This window comes from Streptomyces lusitanus (assembly GCF_042647945.1).
Taxonomy (GTDB): domain Bacteria; phylum Actinomycetota; class Actinomycetes; order Streptomycetales; family Streptomycetaceae; genus Streptomyces; species Streptomyces pseudogriseolus.
The window spans coordinates 593967-616158 of record NZ_JBHRWL010000007.1 but is presented as its reverse complement, the minus strand read 5'-3'; the positions used below and the strand labels follow the sequence as shown (position 1 = coordinate 616158).

General features: G+C 71.6%; 22 protein-coding genes. 14 read left to right on the top strand and 8 right to left on the bottom strand.

Annotated elements, in window-relative coordinates; all coding sequences use genetic code 11:
• Positions 1 to 102: 102 nt before the first annotated feature.
• From ACFOSY_RS14600 to ACFOSY_RS14590, 3 genes are all read left to right on the top strand, one after another.
• Positions 103 to 1023 carry an AurF N-oxygenase family protein gene (locus ACFOSY_RS14600; RefSeq protein WP_394307217.1) on the top strand — a complete coding sequence of 307 codons (921 nt, stop codon included), beginning with the start codon at positions 103 to 105 and terminating at the stop codon, positions 1021 to 1023.
• A 47-nt stretch (positions 1024 to 1070) separates the two neighbouring features.
• On the top strand, positions 1071 to 2588 hold the full coding sequence (locus ACFOSY_RS14595; protein WP_394307216.1) for an FAD-dependent oxidoreductase: 1518 nt from the start codon (positions 1071 to 1073) through the stop codon (positions 2586 to 2588).
• A 161-nt stretch (positions 2589 to 2749) separates the two neighbouring features.
• Positions 2750 to 3817: a DUF475 domain-containing protein gene (locus tag ACFOSY_RS14590; protein ID WP_394307215.1), complete on the top strand. Its 1068-nt coding sequence runs from the start codon at positions 2750 to 2752 to the stop codon at positions 3815 to 3817.
• 51 nt (positions 3818 to 3868) lie between these two features.
• Here ACFOSY_RS14590 and ACFOSY_RS14585 read toward each other — a convergent pair whose 3' ends face one another.
• Entirely contained in the window at positions 3869 to 4798 is a 930-nt protein-coding gene (locus ACFOSY_RS14585) for a ketopantoate reductase family protein (protein ID WP_394307214.1), read from the bottom strand.
• Positions 4799 to 4845: 47 nt separating this feature from the next.
• Here ACFOSY_RS14585 and ACFOSY_RS14580 point away from each other — a divergent pair, with 47 nt between their 5' ends.
• On the top strand, positions 4846 to 5472 hold the full coding sequence (locus ACFOSY_RS14580) for a CGNR zinc finger domain-containing protein (protein WP_394307213.1): 627 nt from the start codon (positions 4846 to 4848) through the stop codon (positions 5470 to 5472).
• A gap of 151 nt (positions 5473 to 5623) precedes the next feature.
• Positions 5624 to 7270, top strand: coding sequence for a ribosomal protection-like ABC-F family protein (gene abc-f / locus ACFOSY_RS14575; RefSeq protein ID WP_394307212.1), 1647 nt, complete (start codon positions 5624 to 5626; stop codon positions 7268 to 7270).
• 55 nt (positions 7271 to 7325) lie between these two features.
• On the opposite strand, the gene ACFOSY_RS14570 is transcribed toward abc-f, so the two are convergent.
• From ACFOSY_RS14570 to ACFOSY_RS14560, 3 genes are all read right to left on the bottom strand, one after another.
• Complete coding sequence (locus ACFOSY_RS14570; protein ID WP_394307211.1) at positions 7326 to 8405, bottom strand: NAD-dependent epimerase/dehydratase family protein; 1080 nt, start codon at positions 8403 to 8405, stop codon at positions 7326 to 7328.
• A gap of 106 nt (positions 8406 to 8511) precedes the next feature.
• Positions 8512 to 8973, bottom strand: coding sequence for a MerR family DNA-binding transcriptional regulator (locus tag ACFOSY_RS14565; protein ID WP_394307210.1), 462 nt, complete (start codon positions 8971 to 8973; stop codon positions 8512 to 8514).
• Between the two features lie 73 nt (positions 8974 to 9046).
• A complete protein-coding gene (locus tag ACFOSY_RS14560) occupies positions 9047 to 9493 on the bottom strand; it encodes a ribosomal maturation YjgA family protein (protein ID WP_394307209.1) in 447 nt (148 codons plus the stop codon).
• Positions 9494 to 9664: 171 nt separating this feature from the next.
• Here ACFOSY_RS14560 and ACFOSY_RS14555 point away from each other — a divergent pair, with 171 nt between their 5' ends.
• Positions 9665 to 10081, top strand: coding sequence for a DoxX family protein (locus ACFOSY_RS14555; RefSeq protein WP_394307208.1), 417 nt, complete (start codon positions 9665 to 9667; stop codon positions 10079 to 10081).
• Between the two features lie 98 nt (positions 10082 to 10179).
• On the opposite strand, the gene ACFOSY_RS14550 is transcribed toward ACFOSY_RS14555, so the two are convergent.
• Positions 10180 to 10575: a hypothetical protein gene (locus ACFOSY_RS14550; protein ID WP_394307207.1), complete on the bottom strand. Its 396-nt coding sequence runs from the start codon at positions 10573 to 10575 to the stop codon at positions 10180 to 10182.
• A gap of 125 nt (positions 10576 to 10700) precedes the next feature.
• Complete coding sequence (locus ACFOSY_RS14545) at positions 10701 to 11891, bottom strand: Cmx/CmrA family chloramphenicol efflux MFS transporter (protein ID WP_394307206.1); 1191 nt, start codon at positions 11889 to 11891, stop codon at positions 10701 to 10703.
• Positions 11892 to 12168: 277 nt separating this feature from the next.
• Between ACFOSY_RS14545 and ACFOSY_RS14540 the strand changes: the two genes are divergently transcribed.
• From ACFOSY_RS14540 to ACFOSY_RS14530, 3 genes are all read left to right on the top strand, one after another.
• A complete protein-coding gene (locus ACFOSY_RS14540; RefSeq protein WP_369161032.1) occupies positions 12169 to 12471 on the top strand; it encodes an ArsR/SmtB family transcription factor in 303 nt (100 codons plus the stop codon).
• Positions 12468 to 12857, top strand: coding sequence for a VOC family protein (locus ACFOSY_RS14535; RefSeq protein WP_394307205.1), 390 nt, complete (start codon positions 12468 to 12470; stop codon positions 12855 to 12857). The genes ACFOSY_RS14540 and ACFOSY_RS14535 overlap by 4 nt, the downstream gene beginning before the upstream one ends.
• Before the next feature lie 133 nt (positions 12858 to 12990).
• A complete protein-coding gene (locus tag ACFOSY_RS14530; protein ID WP_394307204.1) occupies positions 12991 to 14001 on the top strand; it encodes a TIGR01777 family oxidoreductase in 1011 nt (336 codons plus the stop codon).
• Positions 14002 to 14126: 125 nt separating this feature from the next.
• Here the strand turns inward: ACFOSY_RS14530 and ACFOSY_RS14525 are convergent, their stop codons facing one another.
• A complete protein-coding gene (locus ACFOSY_RS14525) occupies positions 14127 to 16526 on the bottom strand; it encodes an RICIN domain-containing protein (protein WP_394307203.1) in 2400 nt (799 codons plus the stop codon).
• A 296-nt stretch (positions 16527 to 16822) separates the two neighbouring features.
• On the opposite strand from ACFOSY_RS14525, the gene ACFOSY_RS14520 reads away from it, so the two are divergent.
• The 5 genes from ACFOSY_RS14520 to ACFOSY_RS14500 all read left to right on the top strand — a co-directional run bounded on the left by ACFOSY_RS14520 (position 16823) and on the right by ACFOSY_RS14500 (position 21856).
• A complete protein-coding gene (locus ACFOSY_RS14520; protein WP_394307202.1) occupies positions 16823 to 17845 on the top strand; it encodes a LacI family DNA-binding transcriptional regulator in 1023 nt (340 codons plus the stop codon).
• 285 nt (positions 17846 to 18130) lie between these two features.
• Positions 18131 to 19315 carry a GH12 family glycosyl hydrolase domain-containing protein gene (locus tag ACFOSY_RS14515; RefSeq protein ID WP_449343582.1) on the top strand — a complete coding sequence of 395 codons (1185 nt, stop codon included), beginning with the start codon at positions 18131 to 18133 and terminating at the stop codon, positions 19313 to 19315.
• Positions 19316 to 19626: 311 nt separating this feature from the next.
• Positions 19627 to 20709, top strand: a complete 1083-nt coding sequence (locus ACFOSY_RS14510; protein WP_394307200.1) for a lytic polysaccharide monooxygenase auxiliary activity family 9 protein — start codon at positions 19627 to 19629, stop codon at positions 20707 to 20709.
• A 205-nt stretch (positions 20710 to 20914) separates the two neighbouring features.
• The gene (locus ACFOSY_RS14505) at positions 20915 to 21340 is read left to right on the top strand and encodes a hypothetical protein (protein ID WP_394307199.1); all 426 of its coding nucleotides are present in this window, start codon (positions 20915 to 20917) and stop codon (positions 21338 to 21340) included.
• Between the two features lie 63 nt (positions 21341 to 21403).
• A complete protein-coding gene (locus ACFOSY_RS14500) occupies positions 21404 to 21856 on the top strand; it encodes a DUF6228 family protein (protein WP_394307198.1) in 453 nt (150 codons plus the stop codon).
• 85 nt (positions 21857 to 21941) lie between these two features.
• On the opposite strand, the gene ACFOSY_RS14495 is transcribed toward ACFOSY_RS14500, so the two are convergent.
• Positions 21942 to 22145 (bottom strand): SUKH-3 domain-containing protein, encoded by a 204-nt coding sequence (locus ACFOSY_RS14495; protein WP_394307197.1) that lies wholly within the window; start codon positions 22143 to 22145, stop codon positions 21942 to 21944.
• Positions 22146 to 22192: the final 47 nt, after the last annotated feature.

Here is a 22192-nt window from a genome sequence, read left to right as displayed (position 1 = left end):
CACAGGGGTGGGAACACGGGGGGTCTTGCTATACAGTTCGTCAGCAAGCGGGCCGGTTACCCGTGGTAATGGCGTACGGACTCGACTCGAGGAGGCCCCGGAATGGCCCTGACCACCTCCCGGGCACAGCACCCGGATCAGCCGTCGGACGACGACGTCGACGTGGCCCGTCGGCTGCTCGACTCGTCCGCGCAGCTCTCCTACGACCCGCTCACCGAGGTCGACTGGGACACCCCGCTGGACAAGGACTTCCACGGCGCCAGCCCGGAGTGGAGCACCCTCTACGGCACCGCGTACTGGGGCGAGATGAGCGACGCCCAGCGCAAGGAGCTGACGCGTCAGGAGGCGGCGTCGGTCGCCTGCACCGGCATCTGGTTCGAGATGATCCTCCAGCAGATGATCCTGCGGGACATCTACTCCAAGGACCCCACGGACGACACCTTCCAGTGGGCGCTGACCGAGATCGCCGACGAGTGCCGGCACTCGATCATGTTCGCCCGGGCCGCGAAGAAGCTCGGCGCCCCCGCCTACCGCCCGCACCGGGTCGCGGTCGAACTGGGCCGGCTGTTCAAGACCACCGCCTTCGGAGAGGCCGCCTACGCGGCCATCCTGGTCGCCGAGGAGGTCCTCGACGTCATGCAGCGCGACTGGATGCGCGACGAGCGGGTCCTGCCGTTCGTCCGCACCATCAACAACATCCATGTCGTCGAGGAGTCGCGGCACATGATGTTCGCGCGCGAGGAGACCCGCAGGCACCTCGCCCGCGCCGGGCGGGTACGCCGCCGCGTCCAGGCGGTGCTCGTGTCGATCGCCGCGTACGTCATCGTCACCAGCATGGTGAACCGCAAGGTGTACGCGAACGCCGGGCTGGACGAGAAGCGCGCGCTGCGCGAGGCCCGCGCCAACGAGCATCACAGGTCCATGGTGCGGGCGAGCTGTTCGGGCCTGATGGAGTTCCTGTCCTCCGCCGGACTGCTCACCCGGCCCGCGCTCTTCTTCTACAAGCGCGCCCACCTCATCTGACCACGTACGGCCTGCCCACCCCCGGGCCCTCAGCGGAGCGGACGACGATGGCCTTCGCGATCACCCAGACCTGCTGCAGCGACGCCACCTGTGTGTCCGTCTGCCCGGTCAACTGCATCCACCCGACGCCGGAGGAACGCGCCTTCGGCAGCACGGAGATGCTGCACATCGACCCCAAGACGTGCATCGACTGCGGCGCCTGCGCGGACGCCTGCCCGGTGGACGCCGTCTTCCCGGTCGACCGGCTGACCGGGGCGCAGCGGGAGTACGCCCGCATCAACGCGGCCTGGTACGAGGACGAGGAGCACCGGCCCGAACAGCCCGTCGGGGGCCCGGTGTTCCACGACTGGGGCGCGCCGTCCTTCGACCGGGTGCTGCCGCCGGACTTCGGACCGCTGCGGGTCGCGGTCGTGGGCACCGGGCCGGCCGGGATGTACGCGGCGCGGGACCTGCTGCTGCACACTCCCGCCGAGGTCACGCTGATCGACCGGCTGCCGGTCGCCGGCGGTCTGGTCCGGTACGGGGTCGCGCCCGACCATCCGTCCACGAAGAAGGCCGGCGAGAGCTTCGCCCGCTTCCTCACCCATCCGCGGGTCCGGCTCTGCCTGGGCCTGGAGGTGGGCGCCGGCGTCACGGCGGACGAACTCGCCGCCCATCACGACGCGGTGGTCTACGCCGTCGGCGCGCCGGAGGCCCGGCGGCTCGGCGTCCCGGGCGAGGACCGGCCGGGCAGCGTCGCCGCGACCGAGTTCGTCGCCTGGTGCAACGGGCATCCCGACGTCGCCGCGGACGCCTTCGACCTGTCGGCGGGACGGGTCGTCGTGGTGGGCAACGGCAATGTCGCGCTGGACGCCGCGCGCCTGCTGGTGTCCGACCCGGCGACGCTCGACGGGACCCCCATCGCCCCGCACGCGCTGGCGGAGCTGCGGCGCAGCAAGGTACGCGAGGTGGTGGTGCTGGGCCGGCGCGGGCCGGAGCACGCGGCGTACACGCGCACCGAGGTGCTCGCCCTGACGCATCTGCCCGGCGTGGACCTGCTCGTCGACGACCACGACCCGGCCGTGGGCGCGGCGATCGACGCGGCGGCGGCGCGGGACAAGGCGGCCGTGCTGAAGGGCGTACGGCGGGAGGCCGTCGACTGGTCCCTGCCGCCGGCGACGGACGGCCCCCGGCGCATCGTGTTCCGCTTCCTGTCCGCGCCCGCCGAGGTGTGCGGGGAGGAGTCGGTCCGTGCCGTACGGGTCACCGGCGTCGCGGGCGAGGTGGAGATCCCGGCCGGCCTGGCCCTCCGCGCGGTGGGCCATCGCGGGACGCCGCTCGCGGGGCTCCCGTTCGACGAGTCCACGGGCACCGTGCCCAACGACCGGGGCAGGGTGACCGGCCGTCCGGGCGCCTACGTCGTCGGCTGGATCAAACGCGGCGCCACCGGCGGCATCGGTGCCAACCGCACCTGCGCGACGGAGACGGTCGCCTCCCTGCTCGACGACGCGGTGGCGGGCCGCCTGCCCGCCCCGACGGGCAGCGCCCGCTCGTTCCGCCGCCTGGCCCGCCGCGGGCGGCGGTGACGACGGCTCACCGCGCCCCGGGATGCCGGGGCGCGGTGAGCGTGTGACGCCGTGCCGGTGATCGGTGGATGTGCGGGGCGGGTGCGTTACGGAGGCCGTGGGAAGGGGCACTGGAGCCGAATCCGTCGTCCGAGCGGGCGAGGGAGAAGGGAGAGTGCCGGGTGCTGTGGAAGACCTTCCGGTGGGCGTTCGCCGTGACGGCCGTCGGGCTGGTGGGCGGGGTGCTGTACGACGGCTGGACGGCACTGGGGATCGTCGCGATCCTCGCCGTGCTGGAGGTGTCGCTGTCCTTCGACAACGCGGTCATCAACGCGGGCATCCTGAAGAAACTCAACGCGTTCTGGCAGCGGATCTTCCTCACCGTCGGCATCCTCATCGCCGTGTTCGGCATGCGGCTGCTCTTCCCGGTGGTCATCGTGTCGGTGAGCGCGCGGCTGGCCCCGCAGGACGCCGTGCATCTGGCGCTCACGGACAAGGAGCGCTACCAGGAGCTGGTCACCGACGCGCATCCGTCGATCGCGGCGTTCGGCGGGATGTTCCTGCTGATGATCTTCCTCGACTTCATCCTGGAGGACCGGGAGACCAAGTGGCTGGGCCGGGTGGAGCGGCCCCTGGCGCGGCTCGGCCGGATCGACATGCTGTCGGTGTGCGCGGCCCTGGTCGTGCTTCTGACGGCGTCGATGACGGTCGCCACCCAGGCCCACCAGCACGGCGGCCACCATGCCGACAAGGCGCAGACGGTGCTGATCTCGGGGGTCGCGGGACTCGTCACCTATCTGGTGGTGCACGGCCTGTCGGGGTTCTTCGAGGGCAGGCTGGCCGGGGAGGAGGACGGCGAGGACGCGAATGGGCGCTCCGGGGTCGCGCTGGCGGGCCGCGCCGCCTTCTTCACCTTCCTGTACCTGGAGGTGCTGGACGCGTCCTTCTCGTTCGACGGGGTGATCGGCGCGTTCGCCGTCACCAACGACATCGTGCTGATGGCGCTGGGCCTCGGCATCGGCGCCATGTACGTCCGGTCGCTCACCGTGTACCTGGTGCGCAAGGGCACGCTGGACGACTACGTGTACCTGGAGCACGGCGCGCACTACGCGATCGGCGCCCTCGCCGCCGTCCTGCTCGTCAGCATCCGGTACGAGGTGAACGACATCGTGACCGGGCTGATCGGGGTCAGCCTGATCGGCGCGGCCTTCTGGTCGTCCGTCCGGCTCAACCGCGCCACGGCCGGCTGACCGGCGTTCCGGGGAGCGCGTCGGTCAGCCGCCGGCCGGGAACGGCGTCGGTCAGGCGCTCGCCGGTGCGCCGTCGACGTACGGGGACAGGATGTCGGTGACCGTGCGGTTGCGGGGCGCGGGGACGCCGAGTTCGGCGGCGAGGTCGGCCACTCCCCCGCTGAGCCAGGGCAGTTCGAGACGGTGGCCGTGTTCCAGGTCGTTGTGCATGGACGACGTCATGTCCGCGGGCAGGGTGTCGCAGAAGGCGAGCTGCCGCTCGGCGAAGTCCTCGGCCAGCGCGACGCCCGACGCGCGGGCGACGGCCGCGGCCTCCGCCATGACGTCCCGCAGCAGCGCCCGCGTCCGCGCGTCGGAGCGGACGACGCCGATGGGCCGGCGGACGGCCGTGGTGGTGGCCGAGTGGCCGACGAGGAAGACGTACTTCTCCCAGATCACCCGGTCGACGTCCTCGCTGACCTCGGCGTCGATGCCCGCCTCGGCGCACGCCTGGAGGAGCCGGCGCGCGACCGGCTCCTGCTCGGGGCGCCGGGCGCCGAAGACCATGCGCTGGAGGGTGCCGTTGTGCCGGACGACGCCCGGTTCCTCGATGAAGGCGGAGATGAAGCAGGCGCCGCCGAGCAGGGACTCGGCGGGCAGGTGACGGGCGAGGACGGTGTCCTTGTGCACGCCGTTCTGGAGCGACAGCACGGGCGTGCCGGCCAGCTTGGAGGCGGCCAGCTGCCGGGCGACGTCCTCGGTGTCCCACAGCTTCACGGCGACGACGACCAGGTCCGCGCCGTCCACGTCCGCGACGCTCTCCACCACCGAGCCGGGCGAGGTGCGGACGTCGCCCAGGGGGCTGCGTACGAGAAGCCCCGAGCGGCGTACGGCCTCCAGGTGGCGTCCCCGGGCCACGAAGGTGACCTCGTGGCCCGCCGCGGCGAGCCGCGCCCCGAAGTAGCCCCCGACCCCACCCGCTCCGACGATCGCGATCCGCATGGCCGCCCCACTCCCTTGGTAACCGTTTCGAAGGTTACTATCGCCGTATGGGAGCGGCACCGCAAGCACCGCGCACGAGGGTCACCGCCCGGGCGCGTGATCTCCGGTTCGACGCCGGCTCGCTGTCGCTGAACCTGGTGGCGACGGTGGGCCGCAGGCCGGTCGGCCCGGTGGAGCGGATGGGGGACGCCGAGCGGCTGGCCGCGTGGTGCCGTGGCGTGGGGCTGACGCCGGCGCCCGGGTACGCGGCGGACGCGCTGCTGCGGTCGCTGCACGCCTTGCGTGACGCGGCGTACGACATCGCCTCGTCGCTGCTGGACGGGCACCGCCCCTCCCCCGCGTCCGTGGACCTGGTCAACAACCTGGCCGCCGGTGACCCGCCCGCCCCGAGGCTGGAGTTGACGCGGGACGGAGTGCGACCGGCGCCCGGCAGCGATCTGCTCACCGAGGACGCCCTGCTGTCGGCGGTCGCGCGGGACCTGATCGGGCTCGTGTCCGACGAGTCGCGCAGGGAGCGGCTGACGATGTGCGCGTCCGAGGTGTGCCGGATGCTCTACCTCAACCCGGCCTCGGGCCGGCCCCGCCAGTGGTGCTCCATGCGGCGCTGCGGCAACGCCGCCAAGGCGGCGGCGCACCGGCGGCGCAGGGCCACGACGGACGGGGACCGGACCTGAGAGAGGTCGCCGAAATCGGATACGACTTGAGACGATACGATCCGTCTTGCTACGGTGGCGGTATGCGCCACTTCTTCTTTCTCTGAGCCCGGGCGCGGCCGACGCCGCCGTCATCGCCCTCTGCCACCTCTCTCACCTCAGGGAAAGTCCTATGCGCGCCCGCGCCCATACCCTCACGCCCGTACTCGCGGCACAGCTGTCCGTCAAGGACGTCACCAAGTCCTACGGCCCCCGCACCGTCCTCGACCAGATCTCCCTCACCGTCCGGCCCGGTGAGCGGGCGGCCGTCATCGGGGAGAACGGCGCCGGGAAGTCCACCCTGCTGCGGCTCCTCGCCGGGGCCGAGACGCCCGACGACGGCGAGATCACCGTGGTCTTCCCGGGCGGGGCCGGCCACCTCACCCAGACCCCCGCACTGGAACCCGACCGCACGGTGCAGGACGCCGTCGATCACGCGCTCGCCCCGCTGCGCGCCCTGGAACACCGGCTGCGCGCGGCGGAAGAGCGCCTCGGCGATGCCTCCGAGGCCGAACTCGCCGCCTACGGCGACCTGTTGACCGCCTATGAGCAGCGCGACGGGTACCGGGCCGACGCGCGGGTGGACGCGGCGATGCACGGGCTGGGACTGGCCGGCGTCACCCGGGACCGGCTGCTCGGCTCGCTCTCCGGCGGCGAGCAGTCCCGGCTGGCGCTCGCCTGCGTCCTGGCCGCGGATCCCGAACTGCTGCTGCTGGACGAGCCGACGAACCATCTCGACGCGTCCGCGGTGCACTGGCTGGAGGAACGGCTGCGCGCGCACCGCGGCACCGTCGTGGCCGTCACCCACGACCGGCCGTTCATCGAACGGATCGCCACCACGATCCTGGAGGTCGACCGGGACACCCGCTCGGTGCGCCGGTACGGCGACGGCTGGGCCGGCTACCGGGCGGCGAAGGCGGCAGCGCGCCGTCGCGCCGAGCAGGCGCACACGGAGTGGCTCGAAGAGGTCGCCCGCACCGAGGAGTTGCTGGAGTCGGCGGGCCGGCGGCTGTCCACCACGGGCGGCGACCCGCGGCAGGGCTTCGGCAAGCACCGCCGTTCGCACGAGGCGAAGTTGGGCGGCCAGGTGCGGGCGGTGCGCGAACGGCTGGCCCGGCTGCGGCGCGCGCCCGTGCCCGCACCGCCCGAGCCGCTGCGCTTCACGGCCGCCCCGGCCACGGCGGACGATCCGCCTCCCTCCGACACCGTGCTCGCCGAGCTGGACGACGTGGGCGTCGGTGAACGGCTGCGACTGGACGGGCGGTTGACCGTCGAGCCCGGGCAACGCCTGCTGGTCACGGGTGACAACGGGGCCGGGAAGTCGACCCTGCTGCGGGTCCTGGCGGGCGATCTGGAGCCGGACGCGGGAGTGGTGCGCCGCCCGGCCCGCATCGGCTACCTGCCCCAGGAACTGCCCGTCCGCATGGGCCGGCTCCCGCTGCTCGCCGCCTTCGCCGCGCGGCGGCCGGGCCCGCTCGAGGAGCACCGCGACACGCTGCTGTCACTGGGACTGTTCCGCGAGGAGGACCTGACGGTGCCGGTCGCCGCGCTGTCGGCGGGACAGCAACGACGGCTCCAGATCGCGAGGCTGGTGACGCGGCCGGCCGACCTGCTCGTGCTCGACGAGCCGACCAACCACGTCGCACTGAACCTCGTCGAGGACCTGGAGGCGGCGCTGGCCGCCTACCCGGGCGCGGTGGTCGCCGTCTCCCACGACCGCGGCTTCCGGGCCCGCTTCCGGGGTGAGCGGCTTCGGCTGCGGGGCGGCAGGCGGGCCTGAGCCGCCGGCTCCGGCGTCCCCGGCGGACGCCGGAGCCGGTGAGGAGGCAGGGCCCTCAGGCTCCGGCCGCGCCGGTCCCCGGACGCGTCAGCCCGAGGCGGAAGAGACTATCCGCGGTGTCGACGATCGTCTGCGCGGTGTCGCGGGGCTCCCAGCCCAGGAGGGAGCGCGCCTTGCTGTTGTCGATCACCGGGACACGGCCCCTCAGCGTCGCGGCCTCGCGGAGCGAAGGCTCGGTCCGGGCCCGCTGAGTCATCTCCTCGACGGTGAGTTCGCGTGCGGGGAGGCGGCCGGCGGCGGCCGGATACCTCTCCCGCAGGATGCCCGCCATCGTCCAGAAGCTCAGCGCGGGTCCGCCGACGCCGATGAACCGTTCGCCCGCCGCCTTGGGATGGAGCATGGCCCGGAGGTGCAGATCCGCGACGTCCCGCACGTCGACCACGCCGAAGTACATGACCGGGACGACCGGCATGTCGCCGTTCAGCATGGCCCGCACGAGGCCCGCCGAGGCGGAGGGTCGGTCGCCGAGCACGGGTCCGAAGATGCCGGTGGGATTGACGACGGTCAGCTCGACGCCGCCCCTGTCGGCCGCGTACGCCCAGGCGGCTCGTTCGGCCAGGGTCTTCGACTTGTGGTAGGCGGGCAGGCCCTCGGTGTCGGGATCCGTCCAGTCCGCTTCCGAGTAGTGGTTGTCCTCCTTCACCGTGTAGCCGACGGCGGCGAAGGAGGATGTCATCACCACGCGGGCCACGCCGGCCGCCCGGGCCGCGCCGATGACACGGAGCGCACCGTCACGGGCCGGACGTATCAGCTCCTCCTCCGTCTCCGGCGGGGTGAGGGGGAACGGCGAGGCGAGGTGGAGCACGTGACGGACGCCGTCCATGGCGTCCGGCCAGCCCCGGTCGTCGTCGAGGGACGCCGTCGCGAACGACAGCTTCCCGGCCGGGTCGACACCGGCCTGCCGGAGCGCCGCGAGCACCTGGTCCCGCTGGCTCTCCTTGCGGATCGTCACACGGGTGGCGATGCCCTCGCGGAGCAGACGGGCCACCGTGTGACCGCCGAGATATCCGGTGGCGCCGGTGACCAGCACGGGCTGTCCCGCTTCCGCGAGTCGTTCGAGATCTTCGGTGAACATGTGAGTCGTCCTTGGGATCGTGTGCGAGGGGCCGAGCCGTGATGCCGGCCGGCCGGCCGTCCGGACACGAGCCTCCGGGACCTCAAGCGCTTCAAGTCAAGTGGCGTCAGCGGAGGCCTTCGCGGGCGCGCGCGACCTCCGGCACGATCCGGCTCTCCCCGTCGGCATCGCCCCACTCCCGCGCGCCCCACAACTGCGCCTTGAGTTCGAGGTACCTCCGGCGGACGTGCATGCGCTCGATCTCCTCCTGGATCCTGGAGACATTGCGTTCGAACAGCTCGCGCATCCGTGTGGCGTTGCCGTCACCGCCGTCGTCACCGCCGTCCAGGAACCGCAGGTAGTCGCGCATGTCCTGGACGCTCATCCCGGTCGCCCTGAGGCAGCCCAGTGCCTCGATCCTCTCCGCCGCGGGTCCGCCGTAGCGTCGGTGGCCGCTGCTCTCGTCGCGGGGAACGGGCCCGATGAGGCCGATCTTCTCGTAGTAGCGCAGCGTCGCCTCGGACAGGCCACTGATCTTCGACATTTCCTGGATGCTCACCGAGGCCGTGTCGCCGTCCGTCGTCGTCATGCATCCAGCGTCCCCCACCTGAAGCGCTTGAGGTCAATTCTCCTGGGCGGTCAGTGCCCGCTCACCGAGTCGCTCAGCGAGGCGCCCGACGGCGGGCCGGTGCGCGCAGGGCGAGCCAGCCGGCGGTCGCGCCGACCGCGTACCAGAACAGGTCCGGTGCGTTGAACGTGGAGCCGAGGACCAGGCGGGCCGCAGTGCTGCGGGCGGACAGGTCCGCGGGCAGGCCGGTGAGCTGGAGCAGTTCCACCGCCCAGCTCACCGCCAGCGCGACTCCCGCGGCCCGCGCCGGGGTCGTACGCGGGGCCACCAGGACGACGAGGGTGAGGATCAGCAGGGTGTACAGCGCGTCGCCGCCGTACTTCGCGACGTCGCCGGTCGCCACGGCCCGCAGGCCCAGTCCCGCGCCGACCGTCGCCAGCGCCGCGAGCGCCGCCAGGAGCCGGGTCCGTCCCGTCGTGTCCGGTTCGGGCGGCCCGCTTTCGCCTGCGGGGCGGGCCGCCCGGACAACTCTGTCGCTCATGAGGGAGGAGTCTGCCGGCCGCCGCCCGCACGACCGTTGCCGACCTGTGTCCTTCCAGGGCCGGAACGGCTGAACGGCGTGCCCGGCGCGCACGTTGGTAGAGGGCGGACGGCCTCCGTGCCGTCCCCCTTTCCCCTGCCTCGCGCACCGGCCACTGCAAGGAGTACCACCATGGGCGCCACCGACCGGCTCGACCGTCACCAGCCGCTGGTCCTCGGTCTGTTCCGCATCGTCATCGGCCTGTTGTTCACCAGTGAGGGCGCGGCGACCCTGTTCGGCGTGCTGGACCGGGACGCCACCCCCGCCGGCGACTGGCCGTTCTGGTACGCGGGGGTGATCGAGCTGGTCTGCGGCGCGCTCGTCCTGCTGGGGGTCCTCACCCGGGCCGCCGCGTTCCTCAGCTCCGGGGCCATGGCCTTCGCCTACTTCACCGAGCACCAGCCGGACGGGCTCTTCCCCCTCCAGAACGGCGGCCTGTCGCCGGCGCTGTTCTGCTGGGGTTTCCTGCTGCTGGTGTTCTTCGGCCCCGGGTCCCTGTCCCTGTCGGGCGTCTTCCGCCGTGACTCCGCGCCGGGAGGCCGCGGCTAGTGCTCCGACCGGGAGGGTTCGCCGGATCGGCGCTTCCAGCGGCTTGACGTCCGGAGACGCCCGATCCGAACCCCCTGCGCTCGCAGCACCAGCCGTGCCTAACCGACCAAGGTCTCGAAGCCTGAGCTGTCGCAGTACGACACCGCACGGCCCTCAGCCCCGATGTCGCCGTCGACCGCGTTGACGGTGTCATCGACGATGTGGGTGCCACCGTCTTCCAGGCCGGCCCGTTCGAGCCTTTTCGCGGCCTCGATGAGCACATGTCCTGCCGATTCGGTGTTGTCGAACTCGGACGACTGGCCACCGTGTCCGCCACCGGCTTCGCCGTCCGCCTCGCCGGTTGTCGTGGCGTGCGCCGTGTCCTGCCAGGTCCCCAGCTTGGTGCAGTAGTCCCGTTGCCGCTCCTCGGCCCGCGCTGGATCGTCCGACGAACAACCGCTCATCAGGACAGCCGCGACGACAACGATCGCCGCTCGCCGGACTGCTCGTGCCATCCCGCTCCTGTGCTGCAAGGACATGCCCTCCCCGAAACCGCCGCCACAGAGTATGGATCAAGAGGGTGTCACCTCACCCTGCACCGATCTTCCCGGACAATCGGCGAACCTGTGCGGTCACAGCACTAGCGGGCCCGGGAGGACTGGCGGGCCCGGGAGGACTGTCGGGCCCGGGAGAAGGGCAGCGCGGTGAGCAGGGCGGCCAGGACGAGGAGGCCGCTGGCCCACAGCGGCCCGCGGTTGCCGACCGGGGCCAGGGTGGCCGCCGCGACGAGGGGGCCGACGGCGGCGCCGACGTTGAGTGCCGCCGTGGCATACGCCCCGGCCATCGTGGGGGCGCCGGCCGCCTCGTAGAGGACCCTCGCGATCAACGTGCTCCCCACCGCGAACGACAGGGCGCCCTGCACGAACACGAGGGTGAGGAGGGCGGCCTGATGCTCGGCGAGTACGGCGAGCGCCGGCCATCCGACGAGCAGCAAGGGCCCGCCGGCCGCGACGACCAGACCTGGACGCCGGTCCGAGAGCCTCCCCGCGAGGGTGACGCCGACGAACGAGCCGGCCCCGAAGAGCACCAGCACGACCGGGATCCACGGCGTGGCCAACCCGGCGGCGTCGGTGACGAGGGGGGCCAGGAAAGTGAAGCTTCCGAAGGTCGCCGCGTTCACCAGGGCGCCCAGCAGCAGGACGAGGATCAGGCGAGGGCTCCTGAGCTGTGAGATCTCCGCCCGCAGGGCCGGTCCGGACGGCCTGTCAGCCGTGTCCGTCCGCCCCTGTCGCGGGGGGATGCGCTTGAGGATGCCGAGAGCGGCGGGCAGGCAGACGAGGACGACGGCCCAGAAGGTGGCCCTCCAGCCGAGCAGCGTGCCGAGCAGGGAGCCTCCGGGGACTCCGGCGATCGTCGCCACCGTCGTGCCGGACAGCAGGACGGCCAGCGCGCGTCCCTTCCTGCCGGACGGGACGAGCTCGGCGGCGGTGGTCAGGGCGACGGCGAGGAATCCCGCGTTGGCCACGGCGGCCACGACCCGGGTCGCGGACAGGACGACGAAACTCGTGGTGACGGCACCCACGGCATGCGCCGCCGAGAACACGAGGACGAAGGCGAGGAGGCTGCCCCGGGCCGGCCAGTCGCGGGCGAGCGCGGCGACCAGCGGGGCGCCGACGATCATCCCGACCGCGAAGGCGGAGGTGAGGGTGCCGGCCGTCCCGACGGACACGTCGAGGTCGGAGGCGATGTCCGGCAGGAGGCCGGCGAGCATGAATTCCGAGGTGCCCATGGCGAAGACCGCCAGGGCGAGCAGGTAAAGCGGGAGAGGCATCGAGAGGCTCCGAGACGAGGAGAAGCACAGCAGGAAGACGTCTCGTCACCGCGGTCAGCGCCCACGGGCGCGCGCGTCCGGCCGCAGGACGCGGCGGGACGGCAAGGGCTCAAGAACTCAGTGGTTCAGGGGGCTGACGGCGTGACCGAAAGCCCCCACCTTGGCTGCCTCAGGGCTCGACATGCCCCACACGGTACCCGACCGATCTCCGGTGCAGTACGCGTCCGGACCGGCTTCCGGCTTGATAGGCAAGTGAACACTTGCCTATAGTCGGGGTATGGCCGACGACCTCTTCAAGGCTCTGGCGGACGGGACCCGCCGGACGATCCTCGACGAGCTGACGGAGAAGTCGGGACAGACACTGTTCGAGATCTGTGCGCGTCTGAGCATGAAGCACGGGCTCGGCATCTCACGTCAGGCGGTGTCGCAGCACCTCGCCGTCCTGGAGGCGGCCGGGCTTGTCGAGACCCGGCGGGAGGGCCGGTACAAGTTCCACGATCTGAACGTCGCGCCGCTGCGGCACATCACCGAGCGCTGGCTCGATCCCCGTACCCCCGAACCGGACAAGGACCCCTCATGAAGATCCAACTGACCAGCGTCTTCGTCGACGACCAGGCGAAGGCCCTGCGCTTCTACACCGACGTCCTCGGCTTCATGACGAAGCACGACGTGCCGGTGGGCGAGACGGACCGGTGGCTCACCGTGGTCCCGGCCGACGATCCGGACGGCACCGAACTGCTGCTGGAACCGTCCCACCACCCCGCGGTCAAGCCCTACCGGGACGCCCTCGTGGCCGACGGCATCCCCCTCGCCCAGTTCGCCGTGGACGACGTGCGGGCGGAGTACGAGCGGCTGCGGGAGCACGGCGTGCGCTTCACCCAGGAGCCGCTGGACATGGGACCCGTCACCACCGCCGTCTTCGACGACACCTGCGGGAACCTCATCCAGATCGCCTCGCAGGCGTAGGTCTCCCGGCCCGTCCCGCCGCCTCTTCCGTCCCTTCCGTCCCTTCCGTGCTCGCGGCCCTCACGAACCCTAGTGTTGAACGCGTTCAAAAACGGAGTAGGGTGAGGGCACTCGAAGAGGTCGGAGGGGTCCGATGAAGATCGTTCTGCCCGGGGGGACCGGACAGGTGGGCACGATCCTGGACCGTGCGCTGAGCACGGCCGGGCACGAGGTGGTGGTGCTGACCAGGCACCCGCGCCGCCCTCGTGACGTCGCGTGGGACGGGGCAACCCTGGGACCGTGGGCCGAGGCGGTCGACGGCGCGGACGTCGTGATCAACCTGGCGGGCCGCAGCGTCTCCTGCCGGTACACCCCGGAGAACCTGCGCGCCATGATGGACTCGCGCGTCGACTCCGCGCGGGTCGTGGGCGAGGCGATCGCCGCCGCCCGCCGGCCGCCGAAGGTGTGGCTCCAGATGAGCACCGCGACGATCTACGCGCACCGCTTCGACGCCGCGAACGACGAGGCGACGGGCGTCATCGGCGGCTGCGAGAGCGGCGTGCCCGACTACTGGGCGTACAGCATCGAGATCGCGAAGAACTGGGAGCGGACTCAGACCGAGGCGCCGACCCCGCACACGCGGAAGGTGGCCCTGCGGTCGGCGATGGTGATGAGCCCCGACCGGGGCGGCGTGTTCGACGTGCTGCTGCGGCTGGCCCGGCTGGGGCTGGGCGGGCCGGTAGCGGGCGGCGCGCAGTACGTGTCGTGGATCCACGACGAGGACTTCGTACGGGCGGTGGAGTTTCTCGTCGCGCGGGAGGAGATCGAGGGCGCGGTGAATCTCGCCGCGCCCGATCCTCTCCCCCAGCGGGACTTCATGCGCGTGCTGCGGAAGGCCTGGGGTGTGCCGGTGGGGTTGCCGGCGACCCGGTGGATGGCGGAGCTGGGGGCGCTCGCGATGCGCTCCGACACGGAGTTGCTGCTGAAGAGCCGGCGGGTGGTGCCGGGGCGGCTGCGGGACGCGGGGTTCGAGTTCACCCGGCCCGGGTGGGAGGCGGCCGCGGCGGACCTCGTGCGGAGGGCGCGGGCCGCGCGGGCCGTTCCGGGTCGCCCGGGCCGGGTGCGGGTGGGTGGGGGCTGGGCGCACAGTTCCCCGCGCCCCTGAGGGAGTCGTGCGGGCGCCCGCCACCAGTTACGGGGTTGCGCCCGTTCCCCGTCGCGTGCGGGTGGGTGGCGGCTGGGCGCGCAGTTCCCCGCGCCCCTGAGGGGCGTTGCCAACCGCCCCTCAGATCACAGGAAGCGCCACAGGTGGTCCGCCGTGCCGTTGTCGGTGAACTGGACCACCTGGGCGCTGTCGGCCGTCGACATGCCGTCCACGCCCAGCACCTTGCCGCTGTGCCTGTTGCGGATGCGGTACCAGCCGTCGCCGTTGTCGACCAGCGTCCACAGGTGGTCGGGGGTCCCGTTGTCCTCGTACTGCACGACCCGTGCGCTGTCCGCCGTCGACATGCCGTCGACGCCCAGCACCTTGCCGCTGTGGCCGTTGCGGATGAGGTACCAGCCCTCCCCCCGGTCGACGAGCTGCCAGGCATGATCGCCGGTGCCGGTGTTCGCGAACTGCACCACGCGGGCGCTGTTCTCGGTGGACATGCCGTCCACGGCGAGGACCTTGCCGCTGTTCCGGTTCTCGATGCGGCGGTACGGCGGCTCGGGTGTCCAGGGCCGTCCGTCCGGGGACGCCGTGGGGAAGGCGGTGATCCGCAGCCGGGCCGCTCCCATCGGGATCAGGGTGACGCGTTCCACCGGGGCGTCACTGCGGGCGGGGCTGTCCTGAAGGGGGGTGACGACGTGCTCGTCGTCGGCGGTCCACTCGGTGATCCGGCGGGCGTCGGCGGTGATGCGGACGGGGGTGGTGGCGTGGGTGAAGGGGTTGTCGGGGACGGGGCCGGGGGTGCGGGTGAACTCCGGCTCGGGCAGCGGGGCGAGGCCGTAGTTCCAGGGGGTCGTGGCGTGCACCTCGTAGGCGGGGAAGGTGTCGTCGCCCGCGTAACGGTCGTACCGCTCACCGATCTTCAGGGAGTACGTCAGCGGCCCGTGCTGGACGGTCACGGCGCCGTGCTGGTCCGGCAGCGGGCGCACCTCGGTGCGCTGCGGCAGGCGCAGGGTGACCACGTCGCCGTCGTGCCAGGTGCGGGTCACGGTCGCCCAGCCCGGCCCCTGCGGGGCGTTCACCGGCCGTCCGGCGACCCGCAGTTCGGGTGCGCGGCACCAGCCGGGTACGCGCAGGCGCAGCGGGAACCGCACCGGGCGCGGGGTGGAGACGGTGAGGCGGACGGTGTCGGCGAACGGGTAGCCGGTGTCCTCGGTGAGGGTCACCGTGGTGCCGCCGGCGACCTGGGCGCGGACCGTGCTGGGTGCGTACATCGCGGCGGCCAGGCCCCCGTCGTCGCTGCCGAGCCACAGTTCCTCGGTGAAGTAGGGCCAGCCCATGCCGTAGTTGTGGGGGCAGCAGCGGTACTGGTCGACGCCCGCGTGGTAGGCCTGCATGGCGAAGCCGTTCTGGAACTGGCCCTGTGTCTTGGTGCGGTTGTCCAGGTCGACGCTGTTGGCGCTGGTGATGTAGTGGATGGCCCTGCCCTGCGGGTCGAGGGAGGCCGGGAGCATGTTGAAGGCCAGGTCCTCGCAGCGGTCCGCCCAGACGGGGTCGCCGGTGATGCGGGTGAGGAGTTCGTGGGAGGCCATGAACTCGACGACGCCGCAGGTCTCGAAGCCCTGGCGGGGGTCGGTGAAGCCGGGGCGGTAGTTCTCGTCGCCGGCCATGCCGCCGCCGGGGAACCTGCCGTACTCGGTCATGACGGTGTCGTAGGCGCGGTAGGTGGCCCGGGTCAGCTCGGCGGAGCCGGTCACCTGGGCGTACTGGGCGGGTTCGCGGAAGCCCTGGGCGATGTTGACGTTGTGGCGTGAGGGGGTCGGCCCGGTCCAGTCGGCGCCCAGGGTGTGCATCTTGGCGGCCAGGTCCAGGAGGAAGGTCTCCCCCGTGCGGCGGTACAGCCAGACGGCGATGTCCAGTCCGTCGCCCCAGCGGTAGGAGATCCAGCTGGTGTCGAACGCGCCGGGGCCCTGGGCGTTCATGAAGCGCAGGAACCGCAGGAGGAAGGGCACGACGCGCTCGTCGCCGGTGAACTCCTCGTGCGTGCGCAGTGCTTGGAGCAGCGGCAGGAAGGGCCAGAAGTCGGGTCCGCCGCCGAGGGAGGTGCGCAGGGCGCGCGGTCCGAAGAAGCCGTCGGGCTGCTGGGTGGAGAGGACCGCGTCGATCCACCGGCGCGCGTTCGCGAGGGCGGCGGTGTCGCCGGTGGCCACGGCGAGCGGCACGTATCCGCGCAGCCAGTACGGCAGTTCCTCCCAGCCGGGCCGCTCGGGGTGGACCCATCCGGTGGTGTCGAAGTCGAGGAAGTGGGAGATCTCCTCGTAGCGGCCGCACAGTCCGTCGAGCTGGAGCCGCAGCTGGCCGGCCAGCCAGCCGCGCGGGGTGACGCTGCCGGCGGGGAGTTTACGGAAGGCGTCCGGGAGGGGGCCGGCGACGGCCTTCGGGGGCGCGGCCGACGCGGCGCCGGCGAGGGGGCCGCCGAGTGCGGCCGCGCCGAGACCTGCGGCCGAGGCCCCGAGGAGGGTGCGTCTGGTGACGGGCATGCGCGGGCTCCTGTTCATCGTCGTCCGTGGTCCCGCGGAGGGGTGCGCGGGACGGGCGGGTGGCTCGCCGTTCGGTCTTCACAACGTTGTAAGGCCCAGTCGGGATGAGAGCACGGCGCCGGGGTCGCTGTCCAGGGTCCGGACATGCCGTGTGCGGCCGGCCCGGGGTGCGATCCGGGCACACCGTGTGCGGCGGGCGCGAGGCGTGAACGGCCGTGTGCGGCGGGCGGGTTGCGGGAACGGCCGGTACGGGCATGACTGGGGCCGTAGGATCGGGTGATCTCGTGGGGGTGGTCATGCTCAGGCGGCGTCCGGGTTCACCGACGCTCGAGGAGGTGGCGGCGCTCGCCGGTGTGGGGCGGGGCACCGTCTCCCGCGTCATCAACAACGCGGCGGGGGTGAAGGACACGACCCGCCGTGCCGTGCAGCGCGCCATCGCCGAGCTGGGGTACGTCCCCAATCTGGCCGCCCGCACGCTGGCCGGACGGCGCGCCGACGCGGTCGCGCTGGTCATGACGGAGCCGGACTGGCGGCAGTTCGGCGAGCCCTTCTTCTCCGAGATCGTGCGGTCCGTCGGGGACGCCCTGACCGAGACCGAGGTGCAGCTGCTGCTCACCCTGGTGCGCACGGACGCCGAGCGGCAGCGACTCGTGGAGTACGCGCGCGGCGGCCGGGTCGACGGCGTGATGCTGATGTCCGTGCACGCGACGGACCCGCTGCCCGACATGCTGGCCGAAGTCGGCCTGCCCACCGTGCTGTTGGGGCGGCGCTCGGGCGACGAGAGCGTGACCTACGTCGACGCGGACAACGTCGGAGGGGCGCGGGCCGCCGTGTCGCACCTGCTGGCCACGGGCCGGCGCGCGATCGCGACCATCACGGGGCCGCCGGACATGTACGTGGCCCAGTGCCGGCTGCGCGGCTACCGGGAGGCGATGGAGCGGGCCGGCGTCGAGGCGCGGGAGTCCTGGACCGTCCAGGGCGACTTCTCGGCGGACAGCGGGCACCGCGCGATGGCCGAACTCATCGAGCGGGCGCCGGAGATCGACGGTGTGTTCGCCGCGTCGGACACGATGGCCGTGGGCGCCTTGGGAGCGCTCCGGGCGGCGGGCCGGCGGGTGCCGGACGACGTGGCGGTGATCGGCTTCGACGACTTCCCGCTCGCCCAGCACACCGATCCAAAACTGACGACGGTCCGTCAGCCGCTCGAGGAGATCGGGCACACGATGGTGCGGCTGCTCCTGGAGGAGATGGAGGAGCCGTCGGCGGCCTGGCGGCACGTCATCCACCGTACGGAACTGGTGCTGCGCGGCTCCGCCTGAGCCGGGGCGGCATCCTGTGGCGGCCCCGCCACGCGTCGAAAGTTTCGGGAGCGCTCCCGTCGTCCGAGGCCAAGTGGATCATTTGCTGACCTGCGGCTTCGAAAGACATTCGACGGGTTGGCGCGCACAGGGTTGTCAGGGACATGGACGCCTTCTACAGTCCCGTCCCGGAACACCATTGGGAGCGCTCCCATCAATGGGGAGGCGGGAGCGCTCCCGTTTTCCCCATGGATGGCAGCGCTCCCGCCCGGTATCCCGCACCCCCACTGCCGAGAGGTCCCCCACATGCCACGGTTACGGCACCACCCCCGCACCCTGCGCGCCGTGTCGGCGGCGCGTACTCTGCGCGCCGGGTCGGCGACGCGTACCTTGCGCGCCATGTCGGCGGCGCTCCTCACCGCTCTCGCCGCGCTCGCCGCGTTGCTGACCGCGACCGCCCCCGCCCAGGCCGACACCACGATCTGCGAGGAGTTCGGGTCGACGGTCATCCAGGGCCGCTACGTCGTCCAGAACAACCGCTGGGGCACCAGCGCCACCCAGTGCGTCACCGCCACCAACTCCGGCTTCCGCGTCACCCAGGCCGACGGCTCGGTGCCGACGAACGGCGCACCGAAGTCGTACCCGTCGGTCTTCAACGGCTGTCACTACACGAACTGTTCGCCGGGCACCGCGCTCCCCGCGCGCATCAGCGGCATCTCCTCCGCGCCCAGCAGCATCTCGTACAGCTATGTCGACAACGCCGTGTACAACGCCTCGTACGACATCTGGCTGGACCCGACGCCCCGCACCGACGGGGTGAACCGGACCGAGATCATGATCTGGTTCAACCGGGTGGGGCCGATCCAGCCGATCGGCTCGCAGGTCGGCACGGCCACCGTGGCCGGGCGCACCTGGGAGGTGTGGTCCGGCGGGAACGGCACCAACGACGTGCTGTCCTTCGTCGCTCCGTCGGCGATCAGCAGCTGGAGCTTCGACGTGATGGACTTCGTCCGGGAGACCGTCGCCCACGGGAAGGCGGGCAACGACTGGTACCTGACGAGTATCCAGGCCGGCTTCGAGCCGTGGCAGAACGGCGCGGGCCTCGCGGTCAACTCCTTCTCGTCGACCGTCAACACGGGCGGTTCGCAGAACCCGGACGAGCCGGGCACCCCGGCCGCCTGCACGGTGTCGTACGCGACGAACGTGTGGCCGGGCGGCTTCACCGCGAACGTCACGGTGACCAACAACGGTTCGGCCCCGGTGGACGGCTGGCGGCTCGCCTTCACCCTGCCCTCGGGACAGAGCGTCGTGCAGGCCTGGAACGCGACCGTCAGCCCCTCCTCGGGCGCGGTCACGGCGACCGCGGCGGCGGGCAGTGCGCGGATCGCCGCGGGCGGCAGCCAGAGCTTCGGGTTCCAGGGCACGTACAGCGGGAGCTTCGCGCAGCCGGGCGGCTTCCAGCTGAACGGGACTGCTTGCCGCACGGCGTGAGGGGCTGAGGGCCGCGGGCCACGGCGGGTGCATCCTGCCGCGACCCCTCGCTTCCGGGTCCGCCCTCTCCCTCCTCGAGCCGACGGGCGGGCCCCGCACGCCCCGCACGCCTCATGACGGGGGCGGCCTGTGAGCCGCGACCGCCGCCGCCTTCACCCTCCCCGGAGGCCCCCAGATCCCCCCGCCCGTCCGGCTGGCGCCCTCCCCGGCCGGGCGGGGGTTCCACCCCCTGTCGCACCCCTCGCGCACATCCCCTGAAGAACCCGCCGAGCAACTCAGCTCAGGAACTCAGCATCGGGACAGGAGACTCCATGGCTCTGAGAAGCAGACTGGTCTCTCTGGCAGCGGTACTGGCGACCCTCCTCGGAGGGCTCGGTCTCAGTTTCCTCTGGCAGACGGACGCCCAGGCGCACGGCGTGGCGATGATGCCCGGCTCGCGCACCTACCTGTGCCAGCTGGACGCCATCACCGGCACCGGCGCACTCGACCCGACCAACCCCGCCTGCGAGGCCGCGCTCAACCAGAGCGGCGCCACGGCCCTCTACAATTGGTTCGCCGTCCTCGACTCCCAGGCCGGCGGACGCGGTCCTGGCTACGTCCCGGACGGCACGCTGTGCAGTGCCGGCGACCGGTCGCCGTACGACTTCTCCGCGTACAACGCGGCCCGCTCCGACTGGCCGCGCACCCACCTGACGTCCGGCTCGACGATCAAGGTGCAGTACAGCAACTGGGCGGCACACCCCGGCGACTTCCGGGTGTACATCACCGAGCCCGGCTGGTCGCCCACCTCACAGCTGAAGTGGGACGACCTGCAGCTGATCCAGACCGTCACCAACCCGCCCCAGCAGGGGTCCCCCGGCACCAACGGGGGCCACTACTACTGGAACCTCCAGTTGCCCTCGGGCCGCTCCGGTGACGCGCTGATCTTCATGCAGTGGGTGCGTTCGGACAGCCAGGAGAACTTCTTCTCCTGCTCCGACGTGGTCTTCGACGGCGGCAACGGCGAGGTCACCGGCATCCGCGGCTCGGGCGGCGACCCGGACCCCGGCACGGAGCCGGACCCGGACCCGACCGACCCGCCGCACACCGGTGAGTGCATGGCCGTCTACAGCGTGACCAACTCCTGGAACGGCGGTTTCCAGGGCTCCGTCGAGGTGATGAACCACGGCACGTCGCCGCTGAACGGCTGGGCCGTGCAGTGGAAGCCCGGGCAGGGCACGACGATCGGCAGCGCCTGGAACGGCACGCTCAGCACCGGCTCGGACGGCACGGTGACGGTACGGAACGTCGACCACAACAGAGTGATCGCGCCGGACGGGAGTGTGTCGTTCGGCTTCACGGCGACGTCCACCGGCAACAACTTCCCGGTGGGGACGATCGGTTGTGTCAATTGACAGCGGCGGCAGCTGAACGGGTGAGGTGACCGGCACCGGTCACACCTGCTGCGCCGTCCGCCCCTCACACCGAGGGGCGGACGGCGCTGCGCTGTGCGCGGGGTTCGTGGTTCCTGTCGGGCGCGAGGGCGGGAGGCGGAGCGGAGTGGGAGGTGGGAGTAACCTTCGGCCGGCAACGAGCTGGTACGGAGCAGAGCTGGGGCGCATGAGGAACCTGTCACCCTATTGGGACATCTCGACACTGGTGATCGGAGAGGAAGTTCCGGGCGTCTTCTCCGTCTTCATCGCCGATGGAGTGGATGCAGCGGAGAAGGGCTTCTACTTCGACCTCCAACGCTTTGTGGCTGAGCAGCCAGATGAGCAAAATGTGAGGAACGGGACGGACAGCTACTGCGTCGTGAATGAGAGTGGGGGTGTCCATTACGGCGGCCTCAAGGGAGCTTCGCTGCTGCCTGACCTTCTGATACTGAGCTTCAAGAACGAAGCCGCGGAGGCACTGCAGCTCCCTTCTCGCATCATCCCGTTGGGAATTGCACCGAGCGTCGACCTGAACGCGTTGCGAGCGGGGCTCGAGCATGTGCTGACGTACGGGAATCGCCGGAAGGTGCCGAGGTTGAATCTGGGCAACTGATGGGCGGCCAGGAGGGGAACAAACCGCTGGTCGCACGGGGTCCCGTGTCCGTAGGCTGCGTACGTGAGGGAAGCAGACGAGACCAGCCCGGTTGTCCGCGTCGGAGGCGACGGGTATCGAACGGTCAGCCTGCGCTTCCATCAGCTGACACGCTCGTATCCGGAGGTGCGCGATGACCTGATGCGCGACTTCCTCGTGACAGCTGAAGGTGAGTGGGCGCGTCTCGAGGTCATGGTGAAGACCTGGGACGGTGACGGCCTCGACGTCTTCCTCTCCGAACTGGCAGAGGGATTCCGAGGATGGAACGGCACCAGGACCTGGCGCTCGCTGGAAGGTGACTTGACCCTGGCCGCCGAGCACGCGGGATCACACGTCCGGTTGACGTGGGGGCTGCACGAACGGCTCCTCGACGACGAGGGGTGGCGTTTCGAGACGTCGACCGTCCATGCCCCTGGGGAAGACATGCGCCGTCTTGCCATCGAGATGCGGAGCTTCTTGGCGTCGGATCCGTTGTGATGAGCGGAGGCGGTTCGTCAGTCGTCTATGGCCGGCACAGCACACGCCTGTACAGCTTCTTACGGATCAGTGCTCGAAACGCGAACTAGCGGTGGCATAAGTCCATTTCGCGGAGCGGGTAGAGACGGCGTCCGATCGTTTCGCCCCACTCCATGAATCGGCCATCCTCGCCCCAGGCCGGCTCGGGGTTCAGCTCGAATGGCGTGTGAGCACAGCTGATCCCTGGTCCGCTGACGTTCACAGTCAGACCGCCGAACTCTTGCAGAAAAGCTTCCGCAGCGTCGTGCATGGACAGCAGATGTCGACCTCATGGGAGGTACGAGCGTCTCATGCTGT